This is a genomic window from Gillisia sp. CAL575 (genome assembly GCF_000403785.1).
In the GTDB taxonomy this organism is placed as follows: Bacteria; Bacteroidota; Bacteroidia; order Flavobacteriales; family Flavobacteriaceae; genus Gillisia.
The window spans coordinates 117,490-129,570 of the sequence record NZ_APHJ01000027.1; the positions used below are offsets into that span (position 1 = coordinate 117,490).

At 36.7% G+C, this 12,081-nt stretch carries 7 protein-coding genes; 5 read left to right on the plus strand and 2 right to left on the minus strand.

All coding sequences use genetic code 11. The annotated features are described in order from the left end of the window. Positions 1 to 8 precede the first annotated feature (8 nt). Positions 9 to 1,352 carry a Na(+)-translocating NADH-quinone reductase subunit A gene (locus tag I130_RS10325; protein ID WP_034922627.1) on the minus strand — a complete coding sequence of 448 codons (1,344 nt, stop codon included), beginning with the start codon at positions 1,350 to 1,352 and terminating at the stop codon, positions 9 to 11. 167 nt (positions 1,353 to 1,519) lie between these two features. Here I130_RS10325 and I130_RS10330 point away from each other — a divergent pair, with 167 nt between their 5' ends. The 3 genes from I130_RS10330 (at position 1,520) to apaG (ending at position 4,273) form a co-directional block, all read left to right on the plus strand. Further along, the gene (locus I130_RS10330; protein ID WP_034922629.1) at positions 1,520 to 2,767 is read left to right on the plus strand and encodes a DUF5103 domain-containing protein; all 1,248 of its coding nucleotides are present in this window, start codon (positions 1,520 to 1,522) and stop codon (positions 2,765 to 2,767) included. A gap of 151 nt (positions 2,768 to 2,918) precedes the next feature. After that, positions 2,919 to 3,104: a DUF3667 domain-containing protein gene (locus I130_RS16805; protein WP_232224052.1), complete on the plus strand. Its 186-nt coding sequence runs from the start codon at positions 2,919 to 2,921 to the stop codon at positions 3,102 to 3,104. A 782-nt stretch (positions 3,105 to 3,886) separates the two neighbouring features. Further along, positions 3,887 to 4,273, plus strand: coding sequence for a Co2+/Mg2+ efflux protein ApaG (apaG, locus tag I130_RS10340; protein ID WP_034922631.1), 387 nt, complete (start codon positions 3,887 to 3,889; stop codon positions 4,271 to 4,273). Positions 4,274 to 4,380: 107 nt separating this feature from the next. Here the strand turns inward: apaG and I130_RS10345 are convergent, their stop codons facing one another. Beyond that, on the minus strand, positions 4,381 to 5,088 hold the full coding sequence (locus tag I130_RS10345; protein WP_034922633.1) for an NRDE family protein: 708 nt from the start codon (positions 5,086 to 5,088) through the stop codon (positions 4,381 to 4,383). A gap of 140 nt (positions 5,089 to 5,228) precedes the next feature. On the opposite strand from I130_RS10345, the gene pruA reads away from it, so the two are divergent. Together pruA and I130_RS10355 are read left to right on the plus strand one after the other, a co-directional pair. Beyond that, entirely contained in the window at positions 5,229 to 6,857 is a 1,629-nt protein-coding gene (pruA, locus tag I130_RS10350; RefSeq protein WP_034922635.1) for an L-glutamate gamma-semialdehyde dehydrogenase, read from the plus strand. Positions 6,858 to 7,195: 338 nt separating this feature from the next. Beyond that, the coding region (locus I130_RS10355) for a beta strand repeat-containing protein (RefSeq protein WP_034922637.1) at positions 7,196 to 12,081 on the plus strand (4,886 nt) is incomplete at its 3' end.

The following is a 12,081-nucleotide window of genomic DNA, read 5'->3' on the forward strand; positions in this document are numbered from 1 at the left end:
TCAACTTTTTAACCTACTTCGGTAATCATTAAATCCAAGCCAAGACGAATAATGTCCTGAGCCTCCAATTTTGAAGTGTTTACATAATCTATTAAAGCAAAATCCTCTGGAGCCACCTCATAGATCCCAAGATTTTCCATTTTTTCGATATCTCCCGCTATACATGCTTTTAGCAATTGCATAGGGTAGATATCCATTGGTAACACTTCTTCCATTTCTCCCGTAACCACTAAAGCGCGTTCTTCTCCATTTAAGTTGGTAGTAAGAGCGTACTTCTTTTTCGGAAACAACCAAGAAAGAGAAGTTTTAGAATGGGAATGAATATTATTATAAGTGAATGGTAACCATCCAAACATTCTATATTTATTTCCTTCCGGAATTAAAGTAAGAGCGTTGTTAAAAAATCCTATATACTGATTATTAGAAAGCTTAGTTCCGGTTAAAACATCCCCAGAAATAATTCTAACATCATCTGATACCTGACCGATAAGATCTGAAGAATTTGCTCCAATCTTGATCTTATAGTATTTATTGTCTTTAGCTTCACTTCCACATAAAGCAATGGTTCTATCTGGACGATATTGCCCAGTTAAGAACACATTACCAATAATAGAAACATCCTCTGCCCCAACTGTCCAAACTCTTTCACCTATATTAATAGGATCTATCTTATGGATCTGTACACCAACATTACCTGCTGGATGCGGCCCTGTAACTTTATGAAGCTCTACTCCTGTAATTCCTTTTAAAACTGCTTCGGAAGAATCATCCACTGAAAGATGTATTTTTCCTGAAGTTAATTTTTGAAGTGCATTTATTCCTTCTTGAAAAGCTGCAACCTTATCCTTTAGCACAAAACCTATATCTGCTGATAAAGGGGCTGTACTTACTGCAGAAATAAAGATCGCTTTTGGTGTGTCTTCTGGAGAAGCAACGATATCGTAAGGACGTTGATTTAAAAACGCACCACAACCGCTCTCAAACAAACGGTCTCTTACAGCTTCTGCTGTAGAACTTGTAGCCTTCATTTTTCCGAAATCCTTAAAACTATCGGTAGGATCTGCATCCACAATAACTTCAGTAATTCGGCGTTTCTCTGCACGTTTAATTTCCTTTAGAGTTCCACTAACTGGAGATGTAAATGTTAATTTCTCATCGTATTTAGAAAAGAACAGCACATCACCTGCTAAAACTGTGGCTCCCTCTTTAACAGCCATTTTAGGTACTGCCGAGTAGAAATCTGGAGGCTTAATTGCGTAAGTCTTAGACCTAGGGGCCTCAACAACTTGCTTTTCCGCCTCCCCTTTTAAACGTAGAGTAAGCCCTCTTTTTATTCGAATGTCTTTTGACATAGGATGAAGTGTATATTAAATTTATTTTTTAAAGTGTGCAAATTTACTAATTTTAACCCTACAACTCCCAAAGAAATTGGATAATTTTAAATCTTAAGTTGTTAAAATGCCATCGCAAAATAATGGGAATAGAATTTGTAATTGCCTTTATTCTAATAACTAATTAAATGAATTATATTCTTATCTCGATTTGTTTTCTTTGGGTAACGTTTTCGATTGCCCAAGTGCAAGTAGAAGTTCTACCTCCCAATTATATAAAGAGCATCATATTTAATAGCAATACCAATATTTCTGGAAATCCAGTTATACAATTAGGTGATGCTTTTAAATTAGAGTTTGATGACATTATAGGAGACGAAGCCAACTATTATTATACTATAGAACATTTTAATTACGACTGGACCACTTCAGAATTAAAAAAATCTGAATACTTGGACGGATTCGATAATGTTCGGATTAATAATTATAGTAATTCCTATAACACCCTTCAGGGATACACCCACTACAATCTTACAATTCCAAATAAAGATACCAAATCTTTAAGGCTTAGCGGGAATTACATGCTTAAAATTCTTAATGAGAATGATGAAATAGTTTTTTCCAGAAAATTTATGATTTACAGGCCAATTGCTCAAGTAAAAGTTGCAGTAAAAAGATCACGTGATCTTAAATATATTAATTCTAGACAAGTAGTTAATTTCAGCATTAATTCTCCAGACTTTTTGATAAGAAACCCAGAATCCACCATAAAAATACTTATAACTAAGAACCACAATTTAAAATCTAGCATAGAAACTATTAAGCCACAATATACAATTGGAAATGAGTTGATCTATAAATACGACCAGGAAACTTCTTTTCTTGCGAGCAACGAATATTTACAATTCGATAGTAAAGATATTCGCTCCACAACTTTAGATATTGGTAGGATAGAATTGAATGAACTTTATAACCACTTTCTTTTTGTAGACAGATCTAGAGCTACAGAACCTTATACATACAATCCCGACATTAACGGTCAATTTGTAATTCGCACTTTACAAGGTGAAGACAATTCTATTGAAGCTGAGTATGTTTGGACACATTTTAAACTTCAGAATTACGACCCTTTAGCAGGAGGAGAACTTCATTTATATGGAGCTTTCAATAATTTTGAATTGGATGATTCTACTTTAATGAAATACAATAAAAAATCTGGTTTGTATGAAAACACACTACTTACAAAACAAGGTTTTTATAACTACAAATATGTGCTTTTACAAAAGGACGGATTCTTAGATGAAGGTTTTATTAGCGGAAATTTTGACGTAACTGAAAATGAATATCAAGTTTTAGTGTATTTTAGGGATCTGGGAGCGAGATTTGATCAAATTATTGGTTTTGGAAATGCGAGTTCCTTGAATATTTCTAACTAAGCAACCACTAAAATATTTAGGGTATGAAAAGCGAGCGCTCATTACAAAGTAAGGTGGTCTTTCTTGTTTAAATTGTGACTATCCATTGGACATTAGTGACAAATATTGTCCAATGGCGGACAACTGAACAGCACCAAAAAGCTATCTTTTAATGACTTTTTTTTTAGAATTCTTTGCTGGAATATTCTCTTATGATTCCAGAATGAGAAGAACTTTAAGCACTCTTATTTTTCGTCCTGGAAAGATCACCAAAGACTATGTTAATGGTATGCGCACTCAATATGCCAATCCGTTTCGGTTTTTTTTAAGCATCTCCATCATCTTTTTTATTGTTTGAAGCTTTTCTATTCAAACCACAAATTTCGGCTCATTTTCAGATAACCAACCAGATGAAGAAATTTATTAATTATCAGCGGAGGAAAAAGCAAAAATAAATGAAGAGATCAAAAAAGTTCCTTTTGGAAAATAGATAGATATAGACTTCATCTTAACTAATAAACCTATAATTGCTAAAAAAAATTACAAAGATCACTATCTGACCCAGGAACAACTAGACACTTTAAATTTATTGGAATCCACTGTTAAACAAATTGGACTTTATTCAGATTTTTATAATGAAAAAAGTATTATAAATTCCGAAGAAGCAATAGATAGTCTAGATCACACTTATAAGTTTTTGAACAGATATTTATATAGAATAGCTGTAGACATAGAGATCATAAAAAATAACCCAAAAGTATTTTTAGATTACCTTATTAGTAAATCTCCATTTATTATATTTTTCTACTTACCTGTTTTTGCATTGATCATTTGGCTTTTTTACTGTTACAAGCCCATTAATTATATGGAGCATTTAGTTTTTACATTTCATGTTCAAAGGACATTTTTTGTGTTTCTTTTAATTGGTTACATATTAGACCAAATGTTGAAATCCGAGATATGCATGGCAACAGCACTTTTAACTTTTCTATTTTACCTGTATAAGGCCCTTCGAAATTTTTATAAAGAGAAAAGATTTGTAACAATTGTTAAATTTCTGGCTCTGAATTTTATATTTCTTACATTAGCTATAATAGCAGCATCAATTTCAGCTCTTACATTTTTTGCAATTAGATAAATATGGTTCAAAAAGTTACATGTGGAATTAAAATTTCCGTAGAGACCAATTTCGAAGGCACATTTTATAAAAATTATAAGATCCACTTCGCCTTTGGATATCAAGTAACAATTGAGAATCAAAGTAAAGATTCGGTACAATTAACCTCCAGATTTTGGAATATCAAGGATGCCCTTAAGGATAATGAAATTGTACAAGGAGAGGGTGTCATAGGCAAAAAACCAGTTTTATTGCCGGGCGAAACCCATACTTACAATAGCGGTTGTCTACTTTCTGCTCCCTTTGGTTCTATGAGTGGATATTATGAAATGGTGAATTTTACAACCTCTAAAAAATTCAAAGTTGCCATCCCTGCATTTAAATTAAGTGCTCCCTTCGCGTTAAATTAATCAGTGAATATTTACTTTCCAGAGCAATAAAATTAACTTTACTTATAAAATTTTTTCCTTCCAATATTTATTAATTTTATTATCAGTTTTAAGCGGCGTTTTTCATTTTAGAATTCTATTTCAATTTTATTTCTATCCCTCACATCCATAAATCGCATCTCAATATTATCCTGAGCACTTTCAATTTGGGTGATATTTTGAGTTTTTACAGATCCCCTATTCATGATCACATCTATTTCTGGATCTCCAATTCCTGCTGAAGTATGGAATTCCCACAAAGATTTAGCATTAGGCTTATTGCTTTTCTGAAATTCCTGAAACCATGTTTCTCTTGTTCTTTTCATTTCTAAAGTATACAAAGGGGAAGAGGACCAAATATGAGGTTTCAATTCTAAATCTTTAAAGTGTTTAATTTTACCATCCCAAACAAGTTCCAAAAACCGCAAGCCGGTATTCCAATCCACAGCAACAATTGTAAAAGGCTCGATATTATTAAAATTATAATTTTCTATTGCTTCATCTATTGAAACAGCCCCTAAAAGATCTTTCACTACTACCCCTCTACTTAAGCGATAACTAGACTCTCTAATATGTGGTTTAAATTCTCCATTCAACAAACAGATCAATCTATTTTGATCACTTAAACCAATCCAGGTCCCACCAGATAATTTATCTTTTGGATAGAGCATTTTAGTATCATTTTCAGAATAGAAATCTGGAGAAAGCGCTTCCCTTTTGGCAGCTTCATCTCTATTAGATGTTAGGATAAAACCATTTTTTTTAGCTGAAATAGGAAGTAAGGTAACTGTACACATAGTTTAAAGATATAAAGCTAATTTACAACATCTTCACCTTATCCCTTTCTCAACTTCTCTAGCTGAAACTCAAGGTATCTCGGTTAATTTTTTTTATATTTACGGCCATAAAACCGAATAGAAACATCTAAAAAATAATTATGGGAAAAGGATTTTTTCAAGTTCCGACAGCTATTAATGATCCAATAAAATCTTATGCTCCGGGAACACCTGAAAGAGAGGAAGTGTTGCTTACTTATAAAGACATGTACAACGAAAAAATGGACGTGCCATTATACATAGGTTCCGAAGAAATTCGAACAGGAGACACCATGAGCATGCATCCTCCACACGATCATAAACACGATCTTGGTAAATTTCATTTAGCCAAGAAAAAACATATAGAACAGGCAATTGGATCTTGTTTAGAAGCAAGAACGGCTTGGGCAGAATTACCTTGGGAACAAAGAGCTGCAGTATTTCTAAAAGCCGCATCTTTAATTGCTGGACCATATAGAGCAAGGATCAATGCTGCAACTATGATTGGGCAATCCAAAACAATTTTTCAAGCAGAAATTGATTCTGCCTGTGAATTGGTAGATTTCTTGACATTCAATGTTGAATATATGGCTCAGATTTATGAAGAGCAACCAGAATCTTCTCCGGGAGTTTGGAATAGATTGGAATACCGTCCTTTAGAAGGATTTGTATATGCAGTTACACCTTTCAATTTTACTGCAATTGCCGGAAATCTTCCCGCAAGTGCTGCATTAATGGGTAACACAGTAGTATGGAAGCCAAGTGATAGTCAAGTTTTTTCTGCACAAGTTATCATGGAAGTTTTTAAGGAAGCTGGAGTGCCAGATGGTGTTATAAATATGGTAATGGGAGATCCTGTTATGATCACTGACACTGTTTTAGCTAGTCCAGATTTCGCCGGAATTCACTTTACAGGAAGCACAAGTGTTTTTAAAGGAATTTGGGGTAAGATTGGTGCTAATATAGATAAGTATAAGACCTATCCACGTATTGTTGGAGAAACAGGTGGTAAAGATTTTATCTTGGCACACAAAACAGCAAATGCAAAACAAGTTGCTACTGCAATTGCAAGAGGAGCTTTCGAATTCCAAGGACAAAAATGTAGTGCGGCATCTAGAGCTTATATCCCAAAAAGCCTTTGGGCAGAGGTGAAAGAATTTTTAGTTGAAGATGTGAATTCATTTAAAATGGGCTCTCCAGAAGACATGAGCAATTTTATTACTGCAGTGATCCACGAAGGTTCATTTGACAAGTTAGCGAAGTATATAGACCAAGCTAAGAAAGACAAAAATGCTGAGATTGTAGTAGGTGGAAATTATGATAAATCTAAGGGATGGTTTATTGAACCAACTGTAATCCTTACGACAGATCCTCATTATTCAACTATGGAAACAGAATTATTTGGTCCTGTAGTTACTATTTATGTTTATGATGATAATAAATGGGAAGAAACCTTGAAGTTAGTTGATGAAACTAGTATTTATGCATTAACTGGTGCTGTTCTTTCTGGAGATAGATATGCAGCAACTCAAGCAACTCAAGCTTTACAAAATGCAGCTGGTAACTTTTATATTAACGATAAATGTACTGGAGCAGTTGTTGGGCAACAACCTTTTGGTGGAGCAAGAGCTAGTGGAACTAACGATAAAGCTGGTTCTAAACTTAATTTGTTAAGATGGATCTCTCCAAGGTTGATCAAGGAAACCTTTGTTCCTGCAACAGATTATAGATATCCATTTATGGGAGAATAACTAATTTTTAAATAAAAATTATCTAAGCCGCAAATTTTACAGTTTGCGGCTTAGATAATCCCTGAAAACTAAACACTTAAATCAATATATTTTTATTTTTGTCAGTTAAAAGCTATGATTTCTAAATCTTAATTTGATTTTAAGTCTTTTAATCGACTAAAATTACCCTTAATCGAATTAAAAATTAAAGTCAAAATATAAAGTGTAATTTTAAGTTGTTAACTCTCTGCACCCCAAAGTAGTAGATTTCAAAACTTATCCCTAAAGTTTTGAATAACCTATATATAATACCCACGTTACCCCCTTCGTAATTTGGAAAGCTCTAAATATTTACTACTATGGGTAAAAAATTACTTTTTCTAGTTTTTTTAACGTTTGCTACTTTTTTACTTAGTTCATGGAATGGATTTGGGCAGTGTACTGACAGCGTTACAATTACTTCTAATGCTTCTGATAACACCATTTGTGCTGGAACTGAGGTCATATTTACTGCAACTCCATCAAATGGCGGAAGCAACCCTTTATATCAATGGAGAGTAAATGGAGTTAATGTTGGTGCAAATAGTAATCTTAATACGTATACTACAACTACTCTACAAAATGGTCAAGTCGTTAGCGTTAGACTAACTTCTGATATTGCTAATTGTGGTGCAGGGAATCCTGTTGTAAGTAATAATATTACCATTTCTGTTAATCCTTTATCTACCGTAAACCCTGGAGGTGCCATAGCTGCAATTTGTCAAGGAGGAATAACCGCAGCTTTAGGTGGTTCTTTTGGTGGAGGAGCTACATCAGCTGTTTGGTCAGATGGTGGAGTTGGTGGTAGTTTTGCTAATAATTCAGGAAGCAATCCCAGTAATACAATATATACAGCATCTGCCTCAGCGCCGGCATCAATTACTTTAACCCTTACAACAGCAGGTGGTTCATGTGGATCCGTAAATACTACTAAAACTTTAACTGTAAATCAAAACCCTACTGTAAATGCAGGGGGTGCAATATCTGTATTTTGTCAGGGTGGAACAACAGCTGCTCTAGGAGGTACTTTTGGAGGTGGAGCTACCTCAGCAGTATGGTCAGATGGAGGAGCAGGTGGAAGCTTTACTAATAATACCGGGAGTAATTCAGGAAATACAACTTATACTTCATCGGCTTCAGCGCCGGCATCAATCACTTTAACCCTTACATCAGCAGGTGGGCAATGCGGGACAGTAAATACTACTAAAATCTTAACTATAAATCCAAATCCTACTGTAAGCGTAGGTGTTGCTATTGCTGCAATTTGTCAGGGAGGAACAACAACTGCTTTAGGTGGTTCTTTTGGAGGTGGAGCTACATCAGCAGTATGGTCAGATGGAGGAGCAGGTGGAAGCTTTACTAATAATACCGGGAGTAATCCAGGAAATACAACTTATACTGCCTCCGCTTTAGCGCCAGCTTCAATCACCTTAACTCTAACAACAGCTGGTGGTTCATGTATGACCGTAAATGCCACTAAAAATCTAACAATAAATCCAACTCCTATTATAAGCGCGGGTGTCGCCATTGCTGCCATTTGTCAAGGCGGAACAACTACAGCTTTAGGGGGTTCTTTTGGTGGAGGAGCTACTTCAGCGGTTTGGTCTGATGGAGGAGCCGGGGGAAGTTTTTCGAACAATTCAGGAAGCAATCCTGGTAACACAACCTATACAGCGTCCACCACTGCACCAGCATCAATTATTCTAACTCTAACAACTTCCGGAGGTTCCTGCGGAAACGTAAATGCCACTAAAACATTAACTATAAATCCTACTCCTACTGTAAGTGCAGGATCAGCCATACCTGCTATTTGTCAGGGAGGTACGACAACTGCTTTAGGAGGTTCTTTTGGTGGAGGAGCCACTTCAGCAATTTGGTCTGCAAATGTAACAGGTGGAAGCTTTTCCAATAATTCAGGAAATACACCGAATACTGCAACATATACTGCGGCTGCAAATGCTCCTGCATCTATAATATTAACACTTACAAGTTCTGGTGGATCATGTGGAACTGTAAACGCTACTAAAACCTTAAATGTAAATTCCAGTGTAGTACCAACAGTATTAATCACTGCTTCTTCTACTTCAATTTGTACAACTGCACCTTCTGGTTCAACACCAGTTACATTTACTGCCACTCCAACTAATGGAGGAACTTCTCCGACTTACCAATGGAAAAATGGAGCAACAAATGTCGGAACTAATAGTGCCACATATACTGCTAATTCACTTGCCAATGGTTCACAAATATCGGTAGTGATGACTTCAAATGTCAATTGTGCAGCACCTGTCACTGCAACAAGTAATATTATAACCATGACTGGCTACACACCACCTGCCGCTCCAGTATTTGTTGCTCCCTCAGGCAATATTAACATCACCTCAGGGGTGTGCCCGGAAGCAAATGGATTAGTTTATACAGTAACACCTAGCTCTAATATTACAAGTTATGTTTGGGTCATTCCTTCAGGTTGGAATTTTGTAAGCGGTCAGGGAACTAATTCTATTACAGTTGATGTTACAGTTAATTCAGCTATAAATACAAATAACATTAGTGTTAGCGCTGTAAATGCTTGCGGGACCAGCAGCCAGGTTACTTTGGCCGTTGATATTAACAAATCTGCTGGGGTAAATGCCGGGCCGGATAGAAGTATGTGTGTCGGTAATCCCCCAATCACTCTAAATGGGAGTCAGACTGGATATGCTACTAATGTTATTTGGTCAGCACCTTCCGGAACATTTGGTTCACCTGGGAATCCAGTTACCACCTATACACCAACTATTACCAGTGGTACTGTTACATTAACTCTTTCTAGCACAAAGAAACCGGGAAATATTTCATGTCCTTTGGTTTCCGATCAAATGATTTTAACCATTTATCCGGTTCCAACAGCAGTTGCAGGCACTGCCGTAACAGCTTGTTCCAATGCTGCAGTTAATATTACTGCTGGATCTTCCGCTACTAATAATGCAGGTGTTCTATGGACATCAAATGGAACAGGAACAATCGCAAATCCTACTTCTCTTACTACTGCTACTTATACGCCAGGTGCTAATGAAACAGGTCCTGTAACATTAACCTTAACTGCTACAGGGAATGCTCCTTGCATCAATGCTATATCAACTAAAACATTAACTATAACAAAAGCCCCGACAGCAGTTGCGGGAACCGCAGTAACAGCATGTTCCAATTCTGCAGTTAACATTACATCTGGGGCTTCAGCTTCCAATAATACAGGTATTCTATGGACATCTAATGGAACAGGAACAATCGCAAATCCTACTTCTCTTACTACAGCTACTTACACAGCTGGTAATGGAGAAACCGGGCCTGTCACTTTAACATTAACAGCTACAGGAATTACCCCTTGTGCAAATGCTGTGTCAACTAAAAGTTTGACAATATCCCAGGCTGCAACAGCAGTTGCGGGAACCGCAATAACTACCTGTTCTAATGCTGCAATAAATATTACAACAGCATCATCTGCTAGCAACAATACAGGAATTGTCTGGACCTCTAATGGAACAGGAACAATCGCAAATCCTACTTCTCTAACTACAGCTACTTACACAGCTGGTAATGGAGAAACCGGGCCTGTCACTTTAACATTAACAGCTACAGGAATTACCCCTTGTGTAAATGCTGTGTCAACTAAAATTTTGACAATATCCCAGGCTGCAACAGCAGTTGCGGGAACCGCAATAACTACCTGTTCTAATGCTGCAATAAATATTACAACAGGATCGTCAGCTACCAACAATGCAGATATCCTATGGACATCGAATGGAACAGGGACAATCGCAAATCCCACTTCTCTTACTCAAGCGACTTACACACCGGGAAATGGGGAAACCGGGCCTGTCACTTTAACATTAACAGCTACAGGAATTACACCGTGTGCAAATGCGGTGTCAACTAAAACTTTGACAATATCACAGGCTGCAACAGCAGTTGCAGGAACAGCTGTAGTAGCTTGTTCAAATGCTGCAACAAATATTACAACAGGATCATCGGCTAGCAACAATACAGGAATTGTCTGGACATCTAATGGAACAGGAACAATCGCAAATCCTACTTCTCTTACTGCAGCTACTTACACACCGGGTAATGGAGAAACCGGACCTGTCACTTTAACATTAACAGCTACAGGAATTACACCTTGTGCAAATGCTGTGTCAACTAAAACTTTGACAATATCCCAGGCTGCAACAGCAGTTGCGGGAACCGCAATAATTGCCTGTTCTAATGCTGCAACAAATATTACAACAGGATCATCGGCTAGCAACAATACAGAAATTGTCTGGACATCTAATGGAACAGGAACAATCGCGAATGCTAATTCTCTTACTACAGCTACTTACACTCCGGGTAATGGAGAAACCGGGCCTGTCACTTTAACATTAACAGCTACAGGAATTACCCCTTGTGCAAATGCTGTGTCAACTAAAATTTTATCTATAAATCAGGAAGTATCAATCACTACTCAACCAATAGCATCGCAAACTATTTGTTCTGGATTTCCTGTTAATTTTTCGGTTTCTGCTACTGGAACTGGTCTTACCTATGAATGGTTTAAAAATGACACTTCTCTAGGAATCATTACGCCTACATTAAGTATTAATCAAACAACTTTAGCAAACGCCGGAACCTACAAAGTAAAAATAAAAAGAACTGCGCCCTGTGCTGAGGTTTCATCGGAAGAAGCTTTTCTAATTGTTAATGAGAACATTACCATTAATACCCAGCCAACTAATGTGGAGGATTGTGAAGGGAATTCTAATACATTTCTGGTTTCAGCTTCAGGAAACATATCTAGCTATGAATGGAGAAAAGATGGAATCCCTATTTCTGATAACGGTAACTATTCCGGAACAAAGACAAATACTCTTACTATTAGTAATTTAATCTTAACCAATACGGGTAATTATGATGTGGTAATAAGCAGTACAGATGACACTTGTTCCCAAACAATTTCAAATCCTGCGGTATTAACGGTAACACCATCAGTAACAATCAATGCTTTTTCTCCGGCAACTTCAACCCGATGCCAGGGAGCGGGGTCAGTGACCACCACAACCACAGCAACTAACTCAACAGGAATTACTTACAGTCTGGATGCAGCAAGTTTAACTGGAGGTAATACGATTGTTGCAGCTACAGGGGCTGTAACCTATGCAGCAGGTTGGAGCGGAACAACAACCATAAC

Excerpts from the sequence above, each read along its gene's own strand:
- I130_RS10325 (WP_034922627.1), bottom strand. The coding sequence starts at position 1,352 with ATGTCAAAAGACATTCGAATAAAAAGAGGGCTTACTCTACGTTTAAAA.
- I130_RS10330 (WP_034922629.1), top strand. The coding sequence starts at position 1,520 with ATGAATTATATTCTTATCTCGATTTGTTTTCTTTGGGTAACGTTTTCG.
- I130_RS16805 (WP_232224052.1), top strand. The coding sequence starts at position 2,919 with ATGACTTTTTTTTTAGAATTCTTTGCTGGAATATTCTCTTATGATTCC.
- apaG (WP_034922631.1), top strand. The coding sequence starts at position 3,887 with ATGGTTCAAAAAGTTACATGTGGAATTAAAATTTCCGTAGAGACCAAT.
- I130_RS10345 (WP_034922633.1), bottom strand. The coding sequence starts at position 5,088 with ATGTGTACAGTTACCTTACTTCCTATTTCAGCTAAAAAAAATGGTTTT.
- pruA (WP_034922635.1), top strand. The coding sequence starts at position 5,229 with ATGGGAAAAGGATTTTTTCAAGTTCCGACAGCTATTAATGATCCAATA.